This is a genomic window from Rhizobium sp. 01T437, from assembly GCF_056398505.1.
In genome coordinates this window covers 100,473-126,288 of sequence record NZ_JBFTPM010000014.1, presented here as the reverse complement: position 1 = coordinate 126,288, position 25,816 = coordinate 100,473, and the positions used below count along the sequence as shown (strand labels likewise).

Here is a 25,816-nt window from a genome sequence, read left to right as displayed (position 1 = left end):
ATGGCAAGACGCAAGGACCAGATCAAGCTTGGCGCCTTCCTGCTCTTCACCGGTCACCATGTCGCCGCCTGGCGCCATCCGCAGGCCTCTGTCGGCACGGAATTCGAAAATTATCTCGAACTTGCACGCCTTGCCGAGGCTGCGAAATTCGATGCGATCTTCTTTGCCGATGGCGTGGCGGCACGGTTGAAAGACGTCGAAGCGGCAAGCCGCAAGGCCCATAGCGGCGTCTATCCGTTCGAACCGATCACGTTGCTTTCCGCGCTTTCCTCCGTCACCCGCAATATCGGCCTGATCGCCACCGCTTCGACGAGCTTTTCCGATCCTTTCAATCTGGCAAGGCAGTTTGCCTCGCTCGACCGGTTGAGCGGGGGGCGGGCCGGCTGGAACCTCGTCACATCCTCCGATCCGGACGCCGCCTATAATTTCGGGCACGACGGGCAGATCCTGCATGCCGACCGTTACGAGCGCGCCGAGGAATTCGCCGATGTCGTGCTCGGCCTCTGGGACAGCTTTGAAGACGACGCCTTCATTCGCGACAGGCAATCGGGACGCTATTTCGATCCTCAAAAGCTCCACAGGCTCGATCACAGTGGCAAGCACTTCAAGGTGCGCGGCCCCCTCAACATCCCGCGCTCACCGCAGGGGCGGCCAGTCCTCGTTCAGGCAGGCGCCTCCGAGCCCGGCAAGGAACTTGCCGCGCGTACCGCAGAAGCCGTATTCGCCGCCCAGATCACCCTTGAGGAAGCGGTCGCTTTCTATGCCGACGTCAAAGGCCGGCTTGCCAAATTCGGCCGTTCACATGACGATCTGAAGATCCTGCCGGGCATTTTCCCGATTGTCGGTAGAACGGAATCCGAAGCACAGGAAAAGTTCGAATCCCTGCAGACGCTCATTCAGCCCGAAGTCGGACTGAACCTTATCTCCCAGCTCTCCGGTGTCGATCTATCCGCCCATCCGCTCGATGGACCGGTGCCCGACAATCCGCCGGCGACCAATGCCGGTAAAAGTCGACAGGCTCTCGTGCTCGATCTCGCCCGTCGCGAAAATCTGACGATCCGACAGCTCTATCTGCGCATCGCTGGCGCCCGCGGCCACTGGCAAGTGGTCGGAACGCCAGTTGAGATCGCCGATGTCCTCGAAGAACGTTTCGAGAATTACGGTGCCGACGGCTTCAACATCATGGCGCCGCTGATGCCTGGCGGGCTTGCCGATTTCATCAACCTCGTCGTTCCTGAACTGCGCCGCCGCGGCCTTTTCCGAACCGAATATGAGGGCACGACACTGCGTGAGAATTTGGGCCTCAAGCGCCCGGCAAACCGCTTTGCGGATGCCGGCAATGCTGCGGCTGCCGAGTGAGGAACAACATATGAGCCGCGACAAGCTTTATCTCATTGCCCCCGGTTTTTCCGACCCCAAGAAGCCAGGCCTCAGCTTCGTCTGCCCCTATTGCAACGCCATCGAAGGGTTGCTGGCGTCCTTTCCGGATCTTGCGGCCAGGATCGAGGTGGAGAGGGTTGCCTTTCCGCGTCCGCGCGCCAGTGTGATCGCCGCCGTCGGCGAGGAGCACCAGTCGTTGCCGGTGCTGGTTCTGGCCGAGAACGCACCAGCAGATGCAGACGACTGGAACGGTGTGCGTTTCGTCAACAAGACCGATCGCATCCTCGAACTGCTTGCCGAGCGGCACGGCTTCCCGCGGCTTCATAGCTGAAGGAAGAGCACGATGACCGTAAAGCCCCCTGCTTTCGAACCAAGCCTGCCCGAACCGAACCTGCCGCCGCCTGCTCTCTTCGAAGCGGACCGCAGCAATCCCTATCTCGACCGCGCAGCCGAACTCGCGGAGATATTCGCTCGCGACGCCATCGAACGCGACCAAGCTGGCGGACGCCCCTCCGAGCAGATCAGACTCATCAAGGAGAGCGGCCTCGTCAATCTACTGATCCCGAGAGAATTCGGCGGCGAGGGACAGCCCTATTCGACCGCGCTTAAGGTCGTGCGCGAATTTGCCAAGGTCGACGGCTCGCTCGGTCATCTCTACGGCTATCATTTCAGCCCGCTGCAGAACGCGGCAGCCGCAGGCGATCAGCGCTCACATGATATCCTGCACCGGTCGGCGGAAGGCCGTTGGTTCTGGGGCAATACGACCAACAGTTTTTCACGCAGCCTGTTCGGGCGCAAAATCGCCGGCGGCGTCATTCTAAACGGCTTTCGACCTTTCGCCTCCGGCTCGCATGTCGCCGACTACCTGATGGTCGCCTGGGAGGATGAGGAGACCAATCAGCGCAGCTTCGCCTATATTCCGGCCGATCGCGAAGGGATTACCATCGCCGACGATTGGGACGGCATCGGCCAGCGCCAGACGGGCAGCGGCCGGGTCTTCTACAAGGATGTCAGGATCGACGGTGACGAGATCCTGACGGAGCGGCCGCGCGATCCGATCGCGCTTCTTGCACCCCAGCAGCAGCAGAGCGTGCTTCTCAACGTTTTTGTCGGCAGTGCGCAGGGCGCTCTTGCGGCTGCGCGCGACTATACGGTGACGAAATCGCGGCCGTGGATCTATTCCGATGTCGAGCGGCACGTCGATGACCCCTGGATCAAGCGGCAATATGGCGAGCTCTGGACGAAGGTGCAGGCTGCGACCGCGCTTGCCGACCGGGCAGCTCAGGCCATGGACGCTGCCTATACCAAAGGCGCTGCGCTGACCGCAGACGAACGCGGCCAGACCGCGATTGCGGTCGCCTGCGCCAACGTGCTTGCCGGCAAGGTGGCGCTTGAGGTGACGAGCGAGATCTTCGAGGTCATGGGCGCGCGTTCGGCGGTGCGAGCCTATGGTTTCGATCGTTTCTGGCGCAATGTCCGCATCCACACGCTGCACAATCCGGCCGAGTACAAGACACGCAATGTCGGGTCGTGGTTCCTGACCGGTGACTATCCTGAACCTGGGATATTCCAATGAGCGGGCGTGAGCTTCACCTCAACATCAATATCCTGCATTCCGGCTTCTCGCCTGCGGCCTGGCGGATGGAAGGCAGCGATCCGCGCGCCTCCTTCGATGTCAATCACTATGTCAACGTCGCCAGGATCGCCGAACGCGGCACATTCGATGCCGTCTTCCTTGCCGATCAGGCGGCAATCTCGGACCGAGTGGACTTCCGGCCGCTGACGTCGCTCGAGCCGACGATCGTGCTTGCGCTGGTCGCCGCCCATACACAGCATATCGGTCTCATCGCCACGGCCTCGACGACCTATAACGAGCCCTACAATATCGCCCGCCGCTTTGCGACGCTCGATCATGCAAGCGGCGGCCGGGCCGGCTGGAACATCGTCACCAGCGCCGACCTGTCGCAAAGCCGGAACTTCGGCCTAGAAAGGCCAGTCGCTCATTCCAGCCGTTACGAGCGCGCCGGCGAATTTAGCGCCGTCGTCAAGGCGCTATGGGACAGCTGGGAAGAGGATGCATTCATCGGCGATGCGGCGACGGGCCGTTTCGTCGATCCGGCGCGCCTTCATGTGATCGCCCATCGCGGCAAGCATTTCTCAGTGCATGGACCGCACAATATTCCACGCCCGCCTCAAGGTCATCCCGTCCTCGTCCAGGCCGGCGGCTCGGATGACGGAAGGGAGCTCGCCGCCGAACATGCAGAAGCTGTCTTCTCCGCCTCGCAATCCTTCGAGGAGGCGCTCGATTACGCCGGCGACCTGCGCCGACGCGCCGCCAGGTTCGGCAGGCCGGCCGACAGCATTCTCGTGCTTGCCGGCCTTGCGACGATCATCGGAAGCACCGAGATCGAGGCCAAACGACGGCAGGAGGAACTGAGCGAGCTGATACCGCTCGAATATAGCCTCGCGCGACTTGCAGGCGTGCTGCAGCTCGACCCCAAGAGCCTCGATCTCGACGCGCCGTTGCCGGACGATATCCCGCTGCCGGCCGATGGCGGCCATACATTCTTCCGCGCCACGCTGGCACTCGCCAAACGGGAAGGGCTCAGCGTGCGCGGCCTGATCCGAGCCTTGAACGGCGGCACCGGCCATCGCACTATTGTCGGCACGCCCAAGGACATCGCCGACGACATCGAGCGCTGGTTCACTGCCGGCGCGGCCGATGGCTTCAACCTGATGCCCGACGTGCTGCCGCACGGTCTGGAGGTCTTCGTCGACGAGGTCGTGCCGATCCTGCGCAGGCGCGGGCTTTTCCGGCACGCCTATACCGGCAGAACTCTGCGCGACCACCTTGGTCTTGCCCGTCCTGCCAACCCTTATGCCGCTGCAGCGGAATGATAGATAAGAAGGAGAGGCCAATGACATCCTCTAGGGCAGCGACGACGAGCAAAGGCGACCGTCTGGGCCAGCTTGCCAGCGAGCGGTATCGCAACGAACAGCGGCTAGCGGCGGGATGGAACGAAACAATCGACACGATCCTCTCCCATCGCAGCGTGCGCCACTATCTGCCGAAACCTGTGCCGCAAGAGGCGATTGAGCTTGCGGTCGCTGCGGCCCAGTCGGCGCCGACCTCGTCGAACCTGCAGGCCTGGAGCGTCGTCGCAGTCGAGGATGCCGGGCGCCGCGACCGACTGAATGCGGTCGCCGGAAACCAGCGCCAGATCGCGCAGGCACCGCTCCTGCTCGTCTGGCTTGCCGATCTCGCCCGTCCCCGCACGATTGCGACGGAGCGCGGCGCAGCCGCCGAGGGCCTCGACTATGTGGAAAGTTTCCTGCTCGGCGTGATCGATGCCGCACTCGCGGCCCAGAATGCTGTCGTGGCACTGGAGTCGCTCGGTCTCGGCACCTGCTATATCGGCGCGCTCCGCAACGATCCGGAGAGGGTGGCGCGTGAACTCGACCTGCCGGATGGGGTCTTTCCCGTCTTCGGCCTTACCGTCGGCTTTCCCGATCCGGCCGTGCCCGCCGGCGCCAAGCCGCGCCTGCCACAGACCACCGTCCTGCATCGCGAGCGCTACGAGCGGGAAACGCCGCAAGACGATCTTGCCGATTACAACCAAGTTTTGAGAGGCTTCCAGGCTGAGCAGGCCATGCCGCTGATCGATTGGACCGATCAGGTCCGCAACCGGATCGGAACAGTGGATTCCCTGAAAGGACGGCATGTCCTCGGCGACGTCGCACGCAGGCTCGGCTTCAAACTGAAATAGTCAGACTCCGTCGGTGGCGTCAGATTATTCTGCGGCAATCATGCCGAGCACGGAGCGAGGGTTGTGGCCAACGATCGCTTCGACCGTCTGCGCCATGCGCGCCTCGCCGAGCAGCCAGCTGCGGAAGAGGTCGACGCGCATCAATCGCGCCTTGTGGACCGTGGTCGCGAAGTAATAGGAAAAGGCGACCGGCTGCGGACTACCGAACGGGCTGACGAGCCGGCCGGAACGGATCTCCGCTTCGGCGAGCCTGATCTTGCCAAGGCCAAGCCCCTGCCCCGCCAATGCGGCGTCGAGCACCAGCGAGGACTGGTTCAGCCGGAACCCGCCCTGCGAGAGGCGATAGGAAAGTCCTTCAGCACGGAGCCACGCCTGCCAATCCGGGCAGGAATGATCATGCTCGGCGCCCTCCTCATGCAGAAGGGGCACCCCTTCGATCACCTCGGGTCTGTTCCAGAGCCCGTGGCGTTCGGCAAATTCCGGACTGCAGACAGGCAGGATCGCCTCGGAAAAGAGAGGATCGACGGCAAGACCGGGATAGGCACCGCTGCCGTAGCGGATGACACAATCGGCATCGCCGGTATCGAGGTCTGTGAGCTGGGTCGACGCATCGAGAAGGACCTGCAGGCCGGGTGCCGCCCGACGCAGGGCGTCAAGACGCGGGATCAGCCATTTGCTCGCAAAGGACGGGGCGACGGAAATGCGGATCGGCTGCTCCTGGTCGCTCGCTGCAAACTGGGTCATTGCCGCGAGCACTGCGTCGAAGGCATCCGTCAGGCCCGGCATCAGCGATCGCCCTGCCGGCGTCAGCTGCAGCTGGCCGCGCACGCGGTTGAACAGTGGTTGGCCAAGATAATCCTCAAGCAGCCTGATCTGCTGGCCGACGGCAGCCGACGTGACATGCAGTTCCTCGGCGGCGCGCACGAAATTGAGATGCCGGGCCGTCGCCACGAAGGCCCGCAACGATGTCAACGGCGGCAGCCGCGCGAGTGTCGGCTGGATGGCTTTCCGGCGGGTGGCTGCAAATGTTGTCATAACGCAATTGCACCACAAACAACCCCCGCAAGACGAGAACCCGCTTTGCGCACGGCAACAGCTGCGAAACATTTTCTTCCGCGCCAGGAACGTCATTGAGAAGCAAAAACTAAAACCGCGAAATTGTCTATATAAATAGTAGATTACTTTGCATCCGGCCAAACCACGGCCCGGAAAGTATTTCTTTCGCCGAGCGACAGAAAAACATTCTTCTCGATTTCGCTGCCCTGGCCGGATGATGCGCCCACAGCGACCTGCCCGCCCGGGCAGTTGAAATCAGGGGATCGTTCATGGATATCCGTAGGCGTCAGTTCAACCAACTCCTCGCATTCACAGCGCTTGGCGCTGCTATGCCGGCAACCGTTTTTGCCGAGACGACGGGACCGGTTTCGGGCGGTACGCTGAACCTCCTCGTCCAGCCCGAACCGCCGACGCTCGTGACCCTTGCCCATACGGCGGGTCCGACCACCCGTGTTTCCGGCAAGGTCACCGAGGGCCTACTTGCCTATGGTCTCGATTTTAAGCCCATACCGCAGCTCGCCACCGAATGGCATGTCAGCGATGACGGGCTCGAATACAGTTTCAAGCTGCGCCAAGGCGTGAAATGGCATGACGGCAGGGACTTTACTTCCGAGGACGTGGCCTTCTCGATCCTGGCACTCAAGGAGGTCCATCCACGCGGACGCGCCACATTCTCGAGCGTGACCGAGGTCGCCACTCCCGATCCCCATACGGCGATCATCCGGCTTTCGAAACCGGCGCCTTACCTGATCGGTGCACTGCAGGCCAGCGAATCGCCGATCGTGCCGAAACATGTCTATGACGGCGCCAAGGATCTTGCCGGCCATCAAAATGGCCGCGCGCCGATCGGCACAGGCCCCTTCATCTTCCGCGAATGGGCCGTCGGCAGTCACGTCATCCTGGACCGCAACCCGGACTATTGGGACAAGGACAAGGGCAAGCCCTATCTCGACCGCATCGTCGTCAAATTCATCCCCGATGCCAGCGCCCGTCTTGCAGCGCTCGAGACCGGTGAGGTCGATATCGCGCCCGACACGCCGGTGTCACTCAGCGCGATCGACCGGCTGAAGGCTTCGCCGACGCTTGCCGTCGACGATCGCGGCAACGACTATTCGCCGAGCGTCTACCGCATCGAATTCAATCTGGAAAACGAGTACTTCAAGCACGACAAGGTCCGCCAGGCGGTGGCGCATGCGATCGACCGCCAGGCGATCGCAGATATTGCCTTTTACGGCTATGCAGTTCCGGCGCCGAGCCCGATCAGCCCCTTCCTCAAGGCCTTCTACAATCCGGATGTTCCGATCTACGCCCATGATCCACAAAAGGCCGAGCGGCTCCTCGACGAGGCCGGTTTCCCGCGCGGCACCGACGGCATCCGCTTCGAAGTGCCACACGATGTGATGCCTTATGGCGACACCTATACGCGCATTGGCGACTATCTGCGCGACGCACTTTCGAAGATCGGCGTCAAGGTGAACCTGCGTGGACAGGACGTGCCGACCTGGCTCAAACGCGTCTATACCGACCGCGACTTCGCTTTCGTGACCAACGGGATGGGCAATACGTTCGATCCGACCATCGGCGTACAGCGCCTCTATTGGTCCAAGAACTTCAAGAAGGGCGTGCCCTTCTCGAACGGCTCGGGCTACAACAATCCGAAGATCGACCAGATCTTCGAACAGGCGGCGATCGAAAACGACCATGCCAAGCGCGTCGAGCTCTTCAACCGCATGCAGGTGATCATCGCCCGCGACCTGCCCGACATCACGCTGGTCTCCTTCCGGCAAATGACGATCTTCAACAAAAAGGTTCAGGACCACACGGTCGTCGCCGACGGTCTCTCGGGCAGCCTCTCCTCCACCTATCTCCTCAAAAACGCCTGACAGGGACGATCCACATGAGCATCAATCGCCGCAGGTTCAACCAGTTGCTCCTTTTGTCGACCGCCGGTACGCTCCTGCCGTCGATCGGCCTCGGGGCCACGGAAGGCAAGCCGAAGCCGGGCGGAACGCTGAACTTCATCGTCGAGCCCGAACCGCCGACAATCCTGGCGCTGGCGCATACCGCGGGCGGCACGCAGAAGGTCAGCCCGAAGATTACCGAGGGGCTGCTGACCTATGATTTCGACCTGACGCCGAAGCCACAGCTCGCAACCGAATGGTCGACCTCCAATGACGGGCTGAGCTACGCGTTCAAGCTGCGCCCCAATGTCAAATGGCATGACGGCAAGCCATTCACCGCCGAGGACGTCGCCTATTCGATCGAGCTCCTGAAGCAGGTCCATCCACGCGGGCGCGGCACCTTTGCAAATGTCGTCAAGGTCGAGACGCCCGATCCACTGACGGCGATCATCCGCCTGTCGAAGCCCGCACCCTATCTGCTCAGCGCTCTCTATGCGGCGGAATCGCCGATCGTGCCGAAGCATGTCTACGAAAACGTCGCGATCGCCGACGTACCGGTCAACAGGAACGGCAGCGCGCCGATCGGCACCGGCCCCTTCGTCTTCAAGGAATGGGTGCGCGGCTCGCATATCATCCTGGAGCGCAATGCCGACTACTGGGATGCGGGCAAACCCTATCTCGACCAGATCGTGATCCGCTTCGTGCCCGATGGAGCAGCACGAGCGGCCGGCTTCGAGACCGGTGAATTCGATATCGGCGGCGACAATCCGATCCCGCTCAGCGATCTCGAGCGCATCAAGGCCTTGCCGAATATCAGCGTTGATTCCCGCGGCTACGAGACCAAGGGCGACCAGACGCAGCTGATTTTCAATCTCGACAACGAATATCTGAAAGATGTCAGGGTTCGTCGCGCCATCGCCCACGCGATCGATCTCGATGTCATACTGAACACCGTCTGGTATGGCTACGGCCATATCTCGCCGACGCCGATCAGCACCTTCCTGCCGCGCTACCACGATGCCTCGATCAAGCCCTACGCCTACGATCTTGCGGCAGCCGAGCAGCTTCTCGACGAGGCCGGATACAAGCGCGGCGCCGACGGCACCCGCTTTGCGCTCAGGCTCACCCACAATTCCTATAATGAAGGGTTCAAGCGGGTCATTGAATATCTGAAGCAGAACCTCGCCCGCGTCGGCATTGCCGCGACGATCGATTCCTATGATTTCTCGACCTATATCCAGAAGGTCTATACCGAACGCGTCTTCGACGTGACGGCCGAATATCTCGGCAACCAGTTCGATCCGACGCTCGGCGTCCAGCGCATCTACTGGTCGAAAAACTTCAAGCTCGGCCTGCCCTTTTCCAATGCGGCTCACTATGCCAATCCGGAGGTCGACCGGCTTCTGGAGGCGGCATCTGTCGAGATCGACGAGGAGAAGCGCAGACAAGAATTCAACGACTTCCAGAAGATCATCGCCGACGAGGTTCCAGTGGTGAATCTGATCGCGCTCGAGAATGTCACGGTTTTCAACAAGCGGGTAAAGAACCATACGATTGGTGCCGAGGGCGTCCAGGCCAATTTCGCCGAGGTCTATATCAAGGACGGCGAAGGCTGACGTTCGGGGGTCACGACCAGCCTTCACGGATCGGGGGCGCATCGTCAGATGCGCGCCCGATCGCTTTCTAATCCGTACTCCGCGAATTCATGATCACGAGGCGGCGCGGGCCGGTGTGAACTTGGCGAGGATACGGTCGGCGAGCGCGATCGCCTGCGTGCGCTGCTCGGTAATCGAGCTCGATTCCCAGGCTACGCCGCGCAGCGGATGGCCGATGGCGCTGAGGTTGCGGTGAACACGCCCTTCCTCGCTGATGAGGTCGCCCTCGGGTGTGGCATCGATGCCGAAGCCGGTCGAATGCGGACGTACCTCACCGCTTGAAAGGAGCTGGCGGACAAACGGATCGGAGATTTGCCGCCAGTCGTGCAGCTGATGCCCGCGGCAATCGATCACACCGCCGAACACGGCTTCCTCCTCTCCTGCCCGGCTCTTCAGGTGCGCTGCAATGCCATTATCGTGTGGCTTCAACGCGAGCAGGCGGGCCGTCCCGTGAGTGAGCCGCCCTTGCGACCGCGCAGTCTCGACGCTGCGGTGGCTCTCCGGCGCGGATCGATGCGCCGCTACGTCCCAGAAGGCCCTTAGATGGCGGGCAAAGCGCAGCCGTTCCCGATCGGGCGCATTCTGCCAGAGCGGCAGGATGTGGGGGCGGATGGCAAGCGGCAGCCCCTGCCAGTCGCCGCCGGCGGCGGCAAGCGCGCGCCGTTCCGCCTTAACGCGTGCAAGCAGGGTGCGTGCCGTCGAAGGCAGCGGCCCGTCGGCAAGAAAGTCACGCGCCGGATCCGCGTTCCTGCGGCCCTCGACGAACTGGCCTCGCCGCGAGATCACCCGGTAGCGTCCGCGAAACCCTCTCGCCTCCATGCTCGCGATCGCATCGACCATGGAGAGACTGGCACCGATGATGAGGATATCGGAACTGTCACTCAACCGGTCGAGCGCTGCCGCGTTCCAGGGATTTTCGGCAAAGCGCGGATGTCTCGCGACCGCAGCCTCGTCAGGGCGCAGATCGGGCTGGAATACCCCAAGCGCCAGCACGGCCTCGTCCGCTTCTAAGATAGTGCCGTCCGTGGTCGCAACACGGACCCGGTGTGGCGACGATGACAGATGTGCCGCCGATGAACGGATATGACGCAGGCTCGATCCGGAGCGCGCCTGCGCAGCCGCGCGCTTCAGTTCGTCGCGCACGTAGGTCCCGTAAAGATGACGCGGCGGGCTGCTTGCGGCGACGTCTGCGGGCGGCTGCCAGCCGTTGGCGTGGCCGTTTTCGGCAAGCCAGCGGGCCAGATGATCCATATCGTCGGGATAGAGCGAGAAGATCTCCGCCGGTCCGTTGACGAGATGGGCCGGGTCGCCGGTGCTATAGGCAACGCCACGCCCGAGCTCGGCACGCGGCTCGATGATGGTGATCGACAGCGCGACCGTGGTCCGGTCGAGCAGTTTGAGCGCAGTCAGCGCGCCGGCAAAGCCGCCGCCGATAATGATGACGGAATGGCCTGGCTTTGGATCGAAATGCATGAGACCTCCCTCCCCGTCACGCAGATCCGGGGGATGACAGCAAGAAAGGCGCACAGATCTCCTGCCGACGCGGCGGCCGGATATCAGGATGACCTCGGGTGATGGATGGAAGCGACGCGACGGGCTGGGTTCTAGAAGACTTTGCCTTCCTCCAGATGCGTCGTCGTTCCGTTGATATAGAAATCGCCGACCACACGCGCCTTGTGCAAAAGCGGATTATGGTTGAGCACGGTGCGGATATTGCGCCAGTGGCGGTCAAGATTGAGATGTCTCGATGTCGCCGAGCCACCGCCGAGTTCGAAGACATTGGTTGCGGCAGAAAGCGCGATCTGAGAGGCAACGATCTGCGTGCGCGCCGTCGTCAGGGCGCTTTCGACAAGAGCGGCTTCCAGTCGTTCCGGATCGCCTGCGCCGAACGCCGCGACGGAACGGTCAAGCGCGCGGGCCGCCTCGCGGATCAGCGTATCGACCGCAAAGGAGCCGCTGGCGATCTCACCCAGAATTTTCTGCACAAAGGGGTCGGCATTGGCCGTCTCAGCCGCACTATGGGCGGCCGAACGCGCCTGCCTGCGTACGTAATCGGTGCCTTCGGCCACTGCACCGCGCACCGCACCGGCCATGGAGGCGGCAAGGTGGAGCTGGCGCAGGGTCGATGTATGGCGCCCGACAAGCGAATTGAGGCCGCGCGTGGAAATCTCGTGGGGCAGGACCTCGACGTCCTCAAGCAGCACGCCGCCGCTTGCGGTCAACCGTTGGCCCATGCCGTCCCAGTCATCGAGAATGGTGATGCCCTTGCGGTCGACCGGCAAGAGAACGCTGACGAGCTGGTCCTCGTCACCTTTCGCGCTGAAGGAAGCGAAATCGGAAAAAGCAGTGCCCGTCGCATACCATTTGCGGCCATTGAGGCGATAGCTGTCGCCCGATTTTGAAAGCCTGGTCGTCACCTCGCCGGGCCGCTTGGTGCCCTGTTCCGTGTGAGCGCCGCCGAACAGCTTGCCGGCAAGCACTCTGGCAAGCTGTGTGCGATCGAGCGCTGTATTCGGATTGAGAATGAGGCTCTCGGTGAAATTGAAATGGCTGCGAAGCGCATGCGCGACATTGGAATCGGCCGCACCGATCGCCATGATCGTCTCGATATAGTCGAGGACACTGCCGCCTGGCCCGCCGAGCGACACGGGGATGCGCAGCGCTCCGAGGCCGGCCTCCTTGAACAGGCGGAAAGCCTCAAACGGAAGCTCGCGATCAAGATCGCGCCGTGCCGCTTCCTTGCCGATTTCGGCTGCGAGCGCCGGTACCGTCGAAAGCAGGGCGGCAAGATCGGTATCGGGCGTTGATCCACCTGCAGATAACAGCGCGGAAGAGGTCGGGGTGGCCATGGTCAAGCTTTCAACGGCGAATTTTTGAAGAATGGGGAGGATCCACGCGAGAGCGGATCCTCCCTTTGCGATCTCAGGCGACGGCGCGCGTCAGCGACACGACATTGTCGGTCCCTACTTCGCTGACGCGCGGAACGCGCCCTTCGACCGGATGGCTTGGATCGTTGAAGCCCGGCGTCGACGGATGACCGGTCGCGACCAGCCTATCGACCAGGGCCTCGTCCTCGGCATCGAGCTTGACGTCGAGCGCGCGGATATAGCTGTCCCAATGTTCTTCGGTGCGCGGACCGGTGATGGCGGCCGAGATCAGCTTGTTGTTCAGCACCCAGGCGAGCGCGAACTCGGTCGGCGTAATACCCTTACGGTTGGCATGGGCTGCGATCTCCTTGGCGATCGCAATCGATTCCGGACGCCATTCGGTTTCGAGGATGCGCTTGTCGCCACGGCCTGCACGGGTATCGGCACCCGGCTCCTTGCCCGGCTCATATTTGCCGGTCAGCACGCCGCGGGCGAGCGGCGAATAGGAGACGGCGCCGAGGCCGTAATAGTGGGCGGCCGGCAGTTGTTCGGCTTCGGCCGTGCGGTTGACGATGTTGTAGAGTGGCTGGCTTGCGACCGGCCGGTCAATGCCGAGCTGATCGGCAAGATGGGCGATCTCGGCGATGCGCCAGCCGCGGAAGTTCGAGACCCCGAAATAGCGAAGCTTGCCCGCGCGGATAAGGTCGGCAATGGCGCGCACCGGCTCTTCGAGCGGCGCGTCGAAGACGGCGCGGTGGAAATAAAGAATGTCGATATAGTCAGTGTTTAGGCGACGCAGCGAATTCTCCACCGTCTCGATCACCCATTTGCGCGAGTGGCCGCCAAGGTTCGGGCCCTTGGTGTGCGAGTTGACAAACTTGGTCGCCAATACCCAGTGATCGCGGCTTGATTTGATGCCGCGACCCACGACCTCTTCCGACTTGCCGTCGTGATAGACGTCGGCCGTGTCGATGAAATTGATCCCCTGCTCGCGGGCCTTGTCGATAATGCGGAAGGCGACCTCGTCGGGCGTCGGCCCGCCGAACATCATGGTCCCGAGGCTGAGCGGTGACACTTTGAGCGCGCTGCGCCCGAGGTAGCGATAATCGACCATTTCATTCTCCATTCATTGGGCGTGGTGACAGGCGACGGCATGGCCGGCGCCGAACTGGCGGAATGCCGGATCCTCTGCCCGGCAAATATCGGTGGCAAGCGGACAGCGCGTATTGAAGCGACAGCCGGACGGTGGATTGTGTGGACTTGGCAGGTCGCCGGTGATCGGTGCGGCCTGCTTGCGGCGCGACGGGTCGGGGACAGCGGCAAGCAGGGCCTGCGTATAGGGATGTTTGGCACCGCTCCAGAGGTCGGCAGTCGAGGCGCTTTCGACGATGCGCCCGAGATACATGACGAGCACCCGGTCGGCGAAATAACGAACGACGGACAGATCATGTGAGATGAAGAGATAGGAAAGCGACAGCTCAGTCTTCATCTCCACGAGCAGGTTGAGGATCTGGGCCTGGATCGACAGGTCAAGTGCCGAGACAGGTTCATCGCAGATGACGAGTTCGGGCTGCAGGATCAGCGCCCGGGCGATCCCGATACGCTGGCGTTGGCCGCCGGAAAATTCGTGCGGATAGCGCTCGAGAGAATCGCGCGGCAGGCCGACATGCTCCACCATTCCCGCAGCGATCGCATCGCGCTTCCTGCGATCGCCAATGCCATGCACGGCAAGCGGCGCCGTCAATATCGTGCGGATCGTCTGGCGCGGATTGAGCGAGGCGAAGGGGTCCTGGAAAATCATCTGGATGCTGCGGCGGATCGACTGCAGCTCGTTGTTCGACATGGCGGTAACATCGCGGCCGCGAAAGCGGACCTGCCCGGAAGACGGCGTGACGAGACGCGTCAGCGACTTGCCGAGCGTCGACTTGCCGCAACCGGATTCGCCGACGAGCGCAACCGTCTCGCCTTCAGCGATTTCCAGTGACACGCCGTCGACGGCGCGCACCGTGCCGGCGCTTCCTGGATAATGGGTGGAGAGCCTATCGACCGACAGGAGCGACATGAGCGACCTCCGCATGGACTGAAACATAGGGGCAAGCGACTTCGCGGCCAGCCGAGATGGAAAACAGCGCCGGCACCGTCTGGGCGCAGGCAGGACGGGCGACCGGACAGCGCGGGCGGAACGAACAGCCCTTCTCGCCGGCCGCCGAGACGATGGAGCCCGGAATTTCGGCAAGTGGCCCATCGCGGTAGTGATAATCTGCCGTCAGGCGTGGCGAGGCCGACAACAGTCCGCGTGTATAGGGATGATAGGGCGTGTCGAAGACCGGGCCGGGAAGCCCCTCCTCGATCTTGCGGCCGGCATACATGACGACAACGCGATCGGCCCATTGCGCCACGATGCCGAGATCGTGGGTGATGAGGATGACCGCCATGTTCAGCTTGGCACGCAGATTATCGAGAAGCTGCAGGACCTGCGCCTGGATGGTGACGTCGAGCGCGGTCGTCGCCTCGTCGGCGATCAAAAGTTTCGGATTGCAGGCAACGGCAATCGCGATCATCACGCGCTGGCGCATGCCGCCCGACAACTGATGGGGATAGTCGTCGATGCGTCGGGCCGGCTCCGGAATGCTGACGAGGTCCAGAAGCTCGATCGACCGGGCACGCGCCTGCCGGCGGCTGAGATCCTCATGGATCCGCAGCACCTCGATGATCTGGTCACCGATCGACAGCACCGGATTGAGTGAGGTCATCGGCTCCTGGAAGATCATCGCGATGTCGCGCCCGCGAACCTGTCGCAGCTGCCGTTCCGACAGCGTCAGCAGACTGCGCCCGTCAAACACGATTTCGCCACCCGGCCGGGCGTGCCGTGGCAGGAGCCCCATCAGGGCAAGGGCTGTCAGTGATTTTCCGGAGCCCGATTCTCCGACGATCGCCAGCATCTCTCCCGGATTGGCGTTAAAGCTGACGCCCTTGACCGGCTCGGCGGTCGCAAAGCGGACGGAGAGATCGCGGACTTCGAGAAGATGGCTCATCAGCGTTCCTCCGAAAAGCGCGGATTGAGCGCATCGTTGAGGCCGTCGCCCAGAAGATTGAGTGCCAATACGGTAAAGACGATCGCGAGACCCGGCAGGGCCGTCAGGTACCAGGCAGTGCGGATCACGTCGCGGCCAGCGCCAATCATCGATCCCCAGGAGACGCGATTGGGATCGCCGAGCCCCATGAAGGACAGCGCCGATTCCATCAGGATCGCGCTTGCGACCATGACCGAGGAGGTGACGATCAGCGGCGGCAGGGCGTTCGGCAGGATTTCGCGGAAGATGATGCGTGCATGGCCGAAGCCGAGGCTTCGGGCGGCCAGCACATAGTCCTTCTCGCGGATGGAGCGGAACTCGGCCCGCGTCAGCCGCGCCACCGTCGGCCAGCTGACAATGGCAATCGCGATTGTGACGGTCGAGGTCGTCGGCTGAGCGATGGCGACCAGCACGACGAGCAAGACGAAACTCGGGATCGTCTGGAAGACCTCGATGAATTTCACCAGGAGATCGTCGACGATCCCGCCGAAATATCCCGCCATCGCGCCGATCGTGATGCCGGCCGAAAGCCCGAGGGCCGTCGCGGCGATGCCGACCGTGAGCGAAATGCGCGCCCCGTGGAGGATGCCTGCGAGCACATCGCGCCCCATCGAATCCGTACCGAGTGGATAGGACGGATTTTGGCCCGGCCAGAGGAACGGTCGCGCAACCATCTCCATCGGATCGCCTGGATAAAAGACGGGGGCAAGAAGGGCTGCAACTGCGGTGGCGATCAGGAACAGGACGCCGAACAAGGCGGTGGGATTGGACAGAAAGACCTTGAGCTCACGCCGCAGGCCGCGCCAGGCAATACCGGGTACGGCGGCGGCGCGCACGTCGGGCGCATGGATATGCGTCCAGCGCGGCTCGATAGGTTTTTCGGGCAGCGGCCGCGAGGCGTCGCTATCGTGCTCGGCCAGATCAATTGCGTTGCCGGCGTAGGTATGAAGCTTCTGACTGGTCATCGGCTGGCTCCGATTCTGGGATCAATCCATGCCTGCAGCAGATCGACGGCCGCGTTGGCGACGATCACAAGGAAGGAGGACAAGAGCAGGATGCCGAGCAGCACGGAAAAATCGCGGGCCATCACGGCTTCGAAGGCAAGCCGGCCGAGCCCCGGCCAGCTATAGACGGTTTCGACCACCACGGCCCCGCCGAGCATGCCTCCGAAATGCATGCCGGCCATTGTCGTGATCGGGATCAGCGCGTTGCGCAGCACGTGACGCGTGGTCAGGAAGAAGGGCGACACGCCCTTGGCGCGGGCGGTGCGGACGAAATCCTGCGACTTGACCTCCAGCATCGCCGCGCGCGTCAGTCGCGCATAGATTGCCAGATAAAAGAGGGAGAGCGAGGTTGCCGGCAACACCATGTAGCGGATCCGGTCGAGGAGTGCCGGTAGCCCGGTGAGCCGCGATCCGATCGTGCTGTCGCCGCCGCTCGGCAGCCAGCCGAGCTTGACAGAGAAAAACAGGATCAGCATCAGGCCGATCCAGAAGCCGGGAATGGAATAAAACAGCAGCGAGACGACCGAAATCACGCGGTCGGCAAGCCTGCCGGAAAAGCTTGCCATCAACGCGCCGAGGAGCAGACCGACGGCAATGGCGATCAGCAGGGCGGCCAGCATCAGCGTCAGTGTTCCAGGCAGCCGCTGGCCAATGAGATCGGCAACCGGCATTCCGTAGCGCGGCGAAAAGCCGAGGCTGAAATGCGCCAGGTTGTCCAGGTAATTGGCGAGCTGCACGAGGAGAGGGTTGTCGAGCCCGAAACGCTGGCGCAGAGCCGCCATGGTTTCCTCAGTGGCCGAACCGGATTCCGCCGCCATCACGTCAGCCGCGTCGCCCGGCGCGAGTTTGAGCAGGAAGAAACTCAATATGACGATGCCGAGCATGGTCGGCACGGCCTGAATGACGGTCTTTCTGATCGTGCGGGCGACCCGCTTGAGTGCCGACATGGATTTCCACCTCGCGTCGCCGGAAGAATTTCATCGTGTTGCGTTGCGATAGTAGTTGACTAAATCTGTGGGTTTTGTCAAATCCATATTAGTAAATAATTCCAAGAATAGATCGAATATCGAAGTCTTTTGAAATTATTTAACGTCATATGAGCATACATTCGAATTTCTTACCGAAGCAGGTCCGGAATTGGGTAAAAAACTCTACGGCTGCGCCGAAGTATGGAAAGGCGAACCCAGAACGCCCGGCAACGGGCACGCACAATCATCGAGGGACCGACCATGCCAGCATTTCCTGCTCCGACACGCCGCAATTTCCTTCTTGCTTCCGTTGCGCTCACCGTGGCGTCGGCAACACGCCTGCCGGCCTTTGCCGCTCCGGTGCGCGGCGGCACAGCGACGCTGCTCCTGTCGGCCGAGCCGCCGGTGCTGACGACCATTGCGAACACTGCCTTCAATTCCGTCTATGTCTCTCCGAAGGTCATTGAAGGCCTTCTGACCTATGATTTCGAGCTGAACCCGCAGCCGCTTCTGGCGAAAGAATGGTCAGTGAGCCCGGATGGGCTCGTCTACACGTTCCACCTGCGCGACGGCGTAAAATGGCATGACGGCCAGGCCTTTACCTCGGCCGACGTTGCTTTCTCGATCAAGACGCTGAAGGAGGTTCATCCGCGTGGCCGCAACACGTTCCTCAACCTCGTCGACGTCGAAACGCCGGATCCGCTGACGGCGATCCTGAAACTCTCCAAGCCGGCGCCCTATCTCATCACCGCCCTTGCCTCCTCGGAGACGCCGATCGTAGCGCGTCACATCTATGAGGGGACGAAGGTTGCCGAAAATCCTGCAAATCTCGCGCCGATCGGCACAGGTCCCTTCAAGTTCAAGGAATGGGTCCGCGGCAGCCACCTCGTCTATGAGCGCAACCCCGATTACTGGGACCAGCCGCGTCCCTATCTCGACCAGCTCATCGTCCGCTTCATTCCCGACGCAGCGGCGCGCTCGATTGCAATCGAAACCGGCGAAATCGATCTTGCGCCCTCCACGCCCGTTCCTCTCAGCGATCTCGAACGTTTGAAGACGGTCCCCGGCATCGCCTTCGAGGAGCGCGGCTATCAATATGCAAACGGTGTCAGCCGTATCGAGTTCAACCTCGAACGGCCCTTCTTCAAGGACATCCGCGTTCGCCAGGCCTTCGCCCATGTGATCGACCGCAAGGTGATCCTCAACACCATCAACTACGGCTACGGCGCGGCCATTCCCGGCCCTATCAATCCCAATCTTGCCAAATGGTATGATGGCGACCTGAAGACCTATCCGATCGATCTTGCCGCCGCCGAGAAACTGCTCGACGAGGCAGGCTATCCACGCGGCAGCGACGGCGTGCGCATCCGCATCAATCTCGACTATGTGCCGAGCGGCGAAACCTATCCGCGTGGTTCCGAATATATCCGCCAGGCGCTTGCCAAGGTCGGCGTCGATGCCACGGTGCGCAGCCAGGACTTCGCCACCTATACCAAGCGCATCTATACCGATCGCGATTTCGATTTCGCCTTCGAGGGAATGAGCAACCTCTTCGATCCGACCGTCGGCGTTCAGCGCCTCTACTGGAGCAAGAACTTCAAGCCGGGCGTGCCCTTCTCCAACGGCTCGGCCTACAGCAATCCGAAGGTCGATGCCTTGCTCGAGGCCGCAGCAATCGAGGTCGATGCCAAGAAGCGTGTCGATCAGTGGCGCGAGATCCAGCAGATCCTTGTCGAGGACCTGCCGGCGATCGACATCGCCAGCCAGCCGGAGCTGACCATCTACAACAAGCGCATCGCCGACCACACGGTCGGCGGAGAAGGCGTCTCGGGCAGCCTTGCCTACGCTTATCTCGCCACAGCCTGAGCCAAGAGGAAAAGGAACACGGATCCGTCATGTCCATTCAACACCCTCCCGGCTCTATCGTGGGTCTCCCGAAATTTTCCGCGCCCACCGACTTTGCCGAAAGCCCATTGTCGCAGGCGCTCAAGCAGCCGGTGCTGCTCGGCCTGTTCCTGCCGATCCAGGCCGGCGGCTGGACGCAATCCACGCTCGAGCGATCCACGGATTGGAGCTTCGATTACAACAAGGCGCTGACGCTGAAGGCCGAGGAACTCGGCTTCGATCTGGTTTTCGCCCTGTCGCAATGGCTGCCGAAAGGCGGTTACGGCGGTGTCTTCAACGGTCAGGCGCTCGACAGCTTCACGACGACGGCAGCGCTTGCCGGCCTGACCAAGAAGATCATGCTGATCTCCACCATGCATGTCCTTTACGGGCCGTGGCATCCGCTGCATCTGGCAAAATTCGGTGCGACGCTCGACCACATCACCGGTGGCCGCTGGGGCATCAATGTCGTGACGGGTCACCGTGCCGTCGAGCATGAAATGTTCGGCTGGCCACGCATCGAGCACGACAGGCGCTACGAACTGGCGGCCGAATTCCTCGAAGTCGTCCAGCGCCTTTGGAGCGATACCGAGAATTTCTCCTTCGAAGGCGAGAGCAGCTGGAAGCTCGGTGGCGGCTTCGTGACGCCCAAGCCGAATTTCGGCCGGCCGATCCTCGTCAACGCCACGGGTTCGGATGCCGGCATCGCCTTTGCCGGCCGCTATTCGGACATTGTCTTCATCACCAGCCCGACGGGCGCCGATATCAACAGCGCGCTTCAATCGCTGCCGGCCCACACGAAAAGAGTGAAGGATGCGGCCAGGGACGTCGGACGCACGGTGCGCACCCTGCTCAATCCGATGGTCATCTGCCGGCCGACCGACAAGGAGGCCTGGGAACTTGCCGACCGGATCGTCGCCCATGGCGACCAGCGCTCGCCGCAGGGCTTTTCGTCACTGAACTCGGATGCGCATGCCTGGAAAGGTCGCGATCCGCAGGATCCCTACCGTTTCGTCGGCGGCAATATCCGCGTCATTGGTTCGCCCGAAAGCGTGGTCGACCAGTTCCTGAAACTGAAAGCGGCCGGCGTCGACGGTCTGCAGCTCAGCTTCTTCGATTTCCGTGACGAGCTCGAATTCTTCGGCACCGATGTGCTGCCGCTGATGAAGCAGGCCGGCCTGCGCCACTGAAAGGGATGATCATGACCAGCAACACCATTTCCGAAATCTGGTATACGCGCTGCCCGGTGCCGACCCCGGTCGGGCTTGCCGCCCAGCTCGGCTATCTCGAGGAAGGCTTCCGCAAGGAAGGCGTGACGCTGAAGTCGATCATCGACTCTCCCGACCGCGCCATCCGCCAGAGCCATTTCAACCATACGCTCGACTGGTCCTTCCGCCACGGCGGCAATGTGCCGCCGATCCGCGCCCGTTCGGAAGGCCGCAAGACCCGCCTCGTCGGCATTACCTGGACGGACGAATTTCAGGCGATCATCACCCTGCCCGGAACCGGGATCAACACGACCAGGGATCTGAAGGGCCGCCGCTTCGGCATCGCCCGGCGCCCGGAAGGCATCGTCGACTTCATGCGCGCGACGGCCTTGAAAGGTCTCCTGTCGGCTCTGTCGCTGGAGGGCCTGACGCTCGACGATGTCGAGATCATCGACATTGCGCTTGCCGATTCCGTGCTCGCCACCCAGGAGGGACCATCGCTCTTCGGTCTCAAGCGTCGTCAGGCCTATGGCGAAGAGATCGCAGCTCTGCTGCGCGGTGAGGTGGATGCGATCTACGTGAAGGGTACGGCCGGCATCAGCGTCGCCAATCTGATCGGCGCCGTTCAGGTGGCGGAGTTCGGTTTTCACCCCGACCCGAAGATCCGCATCAATTCCGGCTCGCCGCGTGTCCTGACGGTCGACGAACTGCTGGCCGAGGAACGCCCCGATCTCGTCCACCGGCTTCTGGAAGCGATCTACAAGGCGGGTGATTGGGCGCAGGCCCATCCAGATGAAACGCGCCGCTTCGTTGCGCGCGAAGCCGGCGCCACCGAGGAGCAGGTGCTGGCGGCAAACGGGCCGGAGATCCACCGCCATCTCGGCCTTGGGCTGGACCCAGAACTGGTCGAGGCAGTCGGCCACTATAAGGATTTCCTCCGGGACTTCGGCTTCCTGGCTGCCGATTTCGATATCGCCGATTGGGTCGACCGCCGTCACGTCGACGGCTTTCACACCCGCGCCGTTGCCTGACAGGAGAACCACCATGCTGCAGGAAACGATCGATCCACTCGACAGGGCACGAAGGCTTGCCAAGGATTTCTCCGAACGCGCCCACCATTTCGATGCGAGCGGTGAATTTCCCTTCGAGAACTTCGCCCGACTTTACGAAGCGGGGCTACTCGGCTTGGTGACAGCGCCCGAGCATGGCGGCCATGGCGGCGGCCTTACAGATGCGCAGGCGGTGATCAGCGAGATTGCCCGCGGCGAGCCATCGACGGCGCTGGTGCTCGCCATGCATTACAACAGCCACTATACGCTGCGGCGGTTCGGAAAATGGCCTGTTCATCTTGCAGAGCGGGTTCTCCTCGCCAACCGGCAGGGTCCAGCCCTGATCAATGCTGCCCAGGCCGAGCCACGCATCGGCTCTCCCGCCCACGGCGCCTTGCCAGAGACGATCGCAAGGCGCGAGGGCGACAGCTGGCGTATTTCCGGGCGCAAGACTTATGTCACCGGCATACCGATCCTCAAATGGGTATCGCTGCTGGCGCTGACGGACGAGGCCGAGCCACGGCTTGCCTCCTTCCTGGTACCGACCGACAGTCCCGGCTTTACGGTCGAAAAGACCTGGAACGCCGCCGGCATGCACGCGACAGCCAGTGACGACATCATCCTTGAAGACGTCGTCATTCCCTTCGAAGACGTGATCGAGGCACAGCCCGCGTCGGAGCCGATCCGGCGGGAGGAGCATGCCACGGCCTTCTTCTTCTCGCTGATCGGCGCCGTCTACCATGGGGTGGCGCTGTCCGCCCGTGACAAGGTGCTCGCCTTTTCGGCCCGCCATGCGCCGGCAAGCCTTGGGGCACCGATCGCGACCGTGCCCCGCATCCAGGACGGTCTCGGCGAGATCGAGGTCCGCCTGTCGACGAATGCCAGGCTATTGCGCTCGCTCGGCGAAGATGTCGATGCCGGCAAGCCGGTCGGCATCGATGCCATGGCCGTGCGCCATGTGGTGATCGACAATGCGGTCGCCGTAACGAACCTCGCACTCGATCTTGCCGGCAATCCCGGCCTCAACAGGGATTTCGGACTGGAACGCCATCATCGCGACGCCATTACCGGCCGCTCGCACGCGCCGCAGAACCACATGGTCCGGGCAATCGCTGCGAAAAATGCACTCGCCCGCCTGGAAGCAGGACGCATCTGAAACTCACCATGAGATTAGAGCACCCGGCCGACCCACGGGGGCTGGCCGGGCACCCATTAAAATCAAGCGTTAGGGCTCAGCCATATCTGGCCAAAACTGTTGTTGATGCCCTGCGCTCCGGGCGCGAAATTCCTGACCTTCTTGCTCGCGACGATCTGCGAGCCGGCGGCGACGAGATCGACCGAGACGACATCCTCATGAATGATGCGCTGGAACTGAAACCAGAGGTCGCGTCGCTTGGCCTCGTCGGGCTCGACGGCAGCGGCTTCGAGCAACCTGTCGACCTCGGGATTGGCGTAGTGGCTGGCATTTGAAAAGACGAGCCCGATCTTGAAGTTCTTCGACCAGTAGGCGCGCTGTACTCCGAGTGTGGGATCGAACGTGTTGGACAGGGATTCGATGACCAGATCGAAGGCGCGGTCCGTGTAGACGGTCTTCAGGAACGTGGCGAGGTCGAACTTGAGGATTTCCGCGTCGATACCGACGGCAGCCAGAGATTGCCGGATGAAATCGGCATAGGAAGGCGGCAGGAAAGAATTATACGCAAGACGAAGCTTGAAGCGCACGCCATTTGCCCCGCGCGGGTAGCCCGCCGTGTCGAGCAGCTTTTCTGCAAGCTTGGGGTCCGGCTCACGAGCCTTGATGCTCGGATCATACCATTTTGGCAATGCCGTGCTGATCGGGCTCGGCGAGACATCGGCGTAACCGAACAGGGCGATATCGACGAGCTTCTGCAAGTCGATGGCATGGGCGATTGCCAGGCGCACGTCGCGCTTTGTCAGGATTTCGTTCTCATAGTTGAAAAACAGCTGCTGCTGCGGTCCCGAATAAGCATAGGTCGTCGTGTCCACGACGAGATTGGGATTGGTCTTGAGGCGCTCGATGTCGGACAGGGGAACGGGGTTGGCGCCGATGTCGATCTCACCCGTCTCGAGCGCGGCGGCACGAGCGGCCGGATCGAGAATGACGCGCAGGATGACACGATCGAGATAGGGCTTTCCGGCATCCCAGTAATTCGGATTGCGCTCGAAGATCAGGTGACTGCCGGGCACCCATTCCTTCAGCAGGAACGGGCCTGTTCCGATCGTCTGGGCAAGCTTGGGCTGCTCCTGCGGCTTGAAGGTTTCGTAGACATGTTTCGGCACGATCGGCGATTCCGAGCTCGAGAGCGCCGTAATGAGATAAGGCGCAGGTTTGGTGAGTACGACGATTGCCGTGTGCGGGTCGGGCGTCTCGACGGCCGCCACGTTCTGATAGGTGATCCGGCCGCGCGGATGGGCTTCCTTAAGCCGGAAAATGGTGAAGGCGACGTCGGCCGACGTGAAGTCCGCGCCGTCGTGCCATTTTACCCCCTCGCGCAGCTTGAACGTATAGCGCAACTGATCCTCGCTGACCGACCACTCGGTCGCAAGAAGCGGGATGGGGTTAAGATCGTAGTCGAAGTCGAACAACCCCTCGTTGATCTTCGGACCGATCGCCTGTCCCGTGCCCGAGGACGTATTGATGGCAATGAGCGCGCTCGGATCGGGATAATAGGCCCAATTGAGCGTACCACCTCTGACGGGCGTCTCGGTTGCAGCGGCGGCGGCAAACTGAGGAAAGCTCCCAATGCAAGCCCGGCAGAGCCTGCAAGGAGGAATTGGTTAAACTGGCGGCGATTGATCGACATGGAAGGCTCCGAAGGCGGCGACGCTCGAAAAAACGTGCACGGAGCCCCATGCCCCGATGACGGAATGATCCCTTCCCGACCCGCCGAAGCAAAGGCAGATTTTCTATCGTAGCGGCGAAGCAAAGCTTGTCGCGCAGGCATAGAAAGCAGCAAAGCCGTGCATGCCCGCTGCCGGCAGCAGCGGACATGCACGCCGAGAGTGACGGATAGGAAAGAGAGCTACCAACGCAGTCGGCCCAAAAGCCGACGCGCATTGCCGCCGGCCACAAGAGACTGTGACTGGGCGTCAAGACCTGCCGCCGCCAGGCTCTGCGCCAACCTCTCCCGAGAAAGGGCGGGAAGGATCGGCCAGTCCGTTCCGGCAAGAACGCGCTCTGCGCCGAAGAACTCCACCAATATGGCGATGATCGAAGGATCGTCGCCCATCGTGTCGAAGTAGATGTTGGGCTTGTGCCCGGCTGCGCGGTTTTGCCGGGAATAAGGACCGCCGCGCGCCGCCTGCACAACCGCCCCGAGGCCAAGGGTTGCGAAGACGAAATTCAGATCCGGAAATTCGTCCAGCAGGCCATTTTCCAGGACAGACAGAAACGCCACGCCGTTCATCAGCCCGCGGCCAAGGGAATTGCCAAGCTTGCCGGCGCCGGCAATGAGGACATCGGCTTGCGGCGCATTGACGGGATGTACGAAGACCGGCTTGCCGAAACGAGCTGCGACGGCGAGCGCAGGACGGGCCACCGGATCACCGATGAACTTGCCGTCGCGATAGGAATCGACGACGAGGCCGGCCAGTCCGAGTTCGCCAAGCGCCCTCTCCGCCTCGCGCGCGGCCACCTCGCCGGAAAAGGGATCGACCGTCGCCAGCACCGCCAGACGATCGGGATGTGTCTTGACGAGGCCGGCAAGCCAGTCATTCACCCCGGCGATCACTGCAGGATCGGTGGCGTTCTCCATGCCGAACAGGCTCTCGATCGTCGTGCTGAGAACGGCAAGCGAGACACCGGCCGAGGAAAACTCGTCGATCAGGGAAGCCGGATCGACAATCTTCTTCAGGACAGTGTCGGCAAGCCCGGCGGATATGCGCCTGCTGCCGTCAGCACCCCATTCTGGGGGCCAAAGATGTGTGTGAATGTCGACGATATCCAGTTCATGGCTCATGCTGACGCTTTCCTTCGAATAAC

The 25,816-nt window shown here is 62.2% G+C and carries 20 protein-coding genes and 1 pseudogene; 11 read left to right on the top strand and 10 right to left on the bottom strand.

All coding sequences use genetic code 11. From position 1 onward, the window contains the following. Genes AC1DM5_RS25730 through AC1DM5_RS25710 form a run of 5 tightly spaced genes read left to right on the top strand, consistent with a single transcriptional unit; the run spans position 1 to position 5,147 of the window. Positions 1 to 1,359: an LLM class flavin-dependent oxidoreductase gene (locus AC1DM5_RS25730; protein WP_477820066.1), complete on the top strand. Its 1,359-nt coding sequence runs from the start codon at positions 1 to 3 to the stop codon at positions 1,357 to 1,359. A gap of 10 nt (positions 1,360 to 1,369) precedes the next feature. Further along, on the top strand, positions 1,370 to 1,711 hold the full coding sequence (locus AC1DM5_RS25725) for a DUF3088 domain-containing protein (protein WP_477820065.1): 342 nt from the start codon (positions 1,370 to 1,372) through the stop codon (positions 1,709 to 1,711). Positions 1,712 to 1,723: 12 nt separating this feature from the next. Continuing rightward, positions 1,724 to 2,956: an acyl-CoA dehydrogenase family protein gene (locus AC1DM5_RS25720; RefSeq protein WP_477820064.1), complete on the top strand. Its 1,233-nt coding sequence runs from the start codon at positions 1,724 to 1,726 to the stop codon at positions 2,954 to 2,956. Continuing rightward, the gene (locus AC1DM5_RS25715; RefSeq protein ID WP_477820063.1) at positions 2,953 to 4,278 is read left to right on the top strand and encodes an LLM class flavin-dependent oxidoreductase; all 1,326 of its coding nucleotides are present in this window, start codon (positions 2,953 to 2,955) and stop codon (positions 4,276 to 4,278) included. The genes AC1DM5_RS25720 and AC1DM5_RS25715 overlap by 4 nt, the downstream gene beginning before the upstream one ends. Before the next feature lie 20 nt (positions 4,279 to 4,298). Beyond that, positions 4,299 to 5,147 (top strand): NADPH-dependent oxidoreductase, encoded by an 849-nt coding sequence (locus AC1DM5_RS25710; RefSeq protein WP_477820062.1) that lies wholly within the window; start codon positions 4,299 to 4,301, stop codon positions 5,145 to 5,147. Positions 5,148 to 5,171: 24 nt separating this feature from the next. On the opposite strand, the gene gcvA is transcribed toward AC1DM5_RS25710, so the two are convergent. Beyond that, positions 5,172 to 6,182 carry a transcriptional regulator GcvA gene (gene gcvA, locus AC1DM5_RS25705; protein ID WP_477820061.1) on the bottom strand — a complete coding sequence of 337 codons (1,011 nt, stop codon included), beginning with the start codon at positions 6,180 to 6,182 and terminating at the stop codon, positions 5,172 to 5,174. 290 nt (positions 6,183 to 6,472) lie between these two features. Here gcvA and AC1DM5_RS25700 point away from each other — a divergent pair, with 290 nt between their 5' ends. Beyond that, positions 6,473 to 8,086 carry an ABC transporter substrate-binding protein gene (locus tag AC1DM5_RS25700; RefSeq protein WP_477820060.1) on the top strand — a complete coding sequence of 538 codons (1,614 nt, stop codon included), beginning with the start codon at positions 6,473 to 6,475 and terminating at the stop codon, positions 8,084 to 8,086. Between the two features lie 14 nt (positions 8,087 to 8,100). After that, entirely contained in the window at positions 8,101 to 9,720 is a 1,620-nt protein-coding gene (locus AC1DM5_RS25695) for an ABC transporter substrate-binding protein (RefSeq protein ID WP_477820059.1), read from the top strand. Between the two features lie 93 nt (positions 9,721 to 9,813). Here AC1DM5_RS25695 and AC1DM5_RS25690 read toward each other — a convergent pair whose 3' ends face one another. From AC1DM5_RS25690 to AC1DM5_RS25660, 7 genes are all read right to left on the bottom strand, one after another. Next, the gene (locus AC1DM5_RS25690; protein ID WP_477820058.1) at positions 9,814 to 11,232 is read right to left on the bottom strand and encodes an FAD/NAD(P)-binding protein; all 1,419 of its coding nucleotides are present in this window, start codon (positions 11,230 to 11,232) and stop codon (positions 9,814 to 9,816) included. Between the two features lie 131 nt (positions 11,233 to 11,363). Beyond that, the gene (locus AC1DM5_RS25685; RefSeq protein WP_477820057.1) at positions 11,364 to 12,608 is read right to left on the bottom strand and encodes an acyl-CoA dehydrogenase family protein; all 1,245 of its coding nucleotides are present in this window, start codon (positions 12,606 to 12,608) and stop codon (positions 11,364 to 11,366) included. Positions 12,609 to 12,681: 73 nt separating this feature from the next. Next, positions 12,682 to 13,740 carry an aldo/keto reductase gene (locus tag AC1DM5_RS25680; RefSeq protein ID WP_477820056.1) on the bottom strand — a complete coding sequence of 353 codons (1,059 nt, stop codon included), beginning with the start codon at positions 13,738 to 13,740 and terminating at the stop codon, positions 12,682 to 12,684. Between the two features lie 12 nt (positions 13,741 to 13,752). Beyond that, positions 13,753 to 14,688 carry an ABC transporter ATP-binding protein gene (locus tag AC1DM5_RS25675; RefSeq protein ID WP_477820055.1) on the bottom strand — a complete coding sequence of 312 codons (936 nt, stop codon included), beginning with the start codon at positions 14,686 to 14,688 and terminating at the stop codon, positions 13,753 to 13,755. After that, a complete protein-coding gene (locus tag AC1DM5_RS25670) occupies positions 14,666 to 15,661 on the bottom strand; it encodes an ABC transporter ATP-binding protein (protein ID WP_477820054.1) in 996 nt (331 codons plus the stop codon). Before AC1DM5_RS25670 ends, AC1DM5_RS25675 begins: the two co-directional genes overlap by 23 nt. After that, on the bottom strand, positions 15,661 to 16,665 hold the full coding sequence (locus tag AC1DM5_RS25665) for an ABC transporter permease (RefSeq protein ID WP_477820053.1): 1,005 nt from the start codon (positions 16,663 to 16,665) through the stop codon (positions 15,661 to 15,663). The genes AC1DM5_RS25670 and AC1DM5_RS25665 overlap by 1 nt, the downstream gene beginning before the upstream one ends. Then, a complete protein-coding gene (locus AC1DM5_RS25660; protein ID WP_113320712.1) occupies positions 16,662 to 17,651 on the bottom strand; it encodes an ABC transporter permease in 990 nt (329 codons plus the stop codon). The genes AC1DM5_RS25665 and AC1DM5_RS25660 overlap by 4 nt, the downstream gene beginning before the upstream one ends. A gap of 282 nt (positions 17,652 to 17,933) precedes the next feature. Here AC1DM5_RS25660 and AC1DM5_RS25655 point away from each other — a divergent pair, with 282 nt between their 5' ends. The 4 genes from AC1DM5_RS25655 to AC1DM5_RS25640 are packed head-to-tail and all read left to right on the top strand — an operon-like array spanning position 17,934 to position 22,969. After that, positions 17,934 to 19,538, top strand: coding sequence for an ABC transporter substrate-binding protein (locus tag AC1DM5_RS25655; RefSeq protein WP_113300554.1), 1,605 nt, complete (start codon positions 17,934 to 17,936; stop codon positions 19,536 to 19,538). A gap of 29 nt (positions 19,539 to 19,567) precedes the next feature. Next, a complete protein-coding gene (locus tag AC1DM5_RS25650) occupies positions 19,568 to 20,746 on the top strand; it encodes an LLM class flavin-dependent oxidoreductase (protein ID WP_477820052.1) in 1,179 nt (392 codons plus the stop codon). An 11-nt stretch (positions 20,747 to 20,757) separates the two neighbouring features. After that, on the top strand, positions 20,758 to 21,795 hold the full coding sequence (locus AC1DM5_RS25645) for an ABC transporter substrate-binding protein (RefSeq protein WP_477975952.1): 1,038 nt from the start codon (positions 20,758 to 20,760) through the stop codon (positions 21,793 to 21,795). Positions 21,796 to 21,808: 13 nt separating this feature from the next. Further along, positions 21,809 to 22,969: an acyl-CoA dehydrogenase family protein gene (locus AC1DM5_RS25640; protein WP_477820050.1), complete on the top strand. Its 1,161-nt coding sequence runs from the start codon at positions 21,809 to 21,811 to the stop codon at positions 22,967 to 22,969. A 62-nt stretch (positions 22,970 to 23,031) separates the two neighbouring features. On the opposite strand, the pseudogene AC1DM5_RS25635 reads toward AC1DM5_RS25640, so the two are convergent. Together AC1DM5_RS25635 and AC1DM5_RS25630 are read right to left on the bottom strand one after the other, a co-directional pair. Next, positions 23,032 to 24,638: pseudogene (locus AC1DM5_RS25635) on the bottom strand (ABC transporter substrate-binding protein). Between the two features lie 219 nt (positions 24,639 to 24,857). Next, entirely contained in the window at positions 24,858 to 25,793 is a 936-nt protein-coding gene (locus AC1DM5_RS25630) for an amidohydrolase family protein (protein WP_477820049.1), read from the bottom strand. Between the last annotated feature and the right edge of the window lie 23 nt (positions 25,794 to 25,816).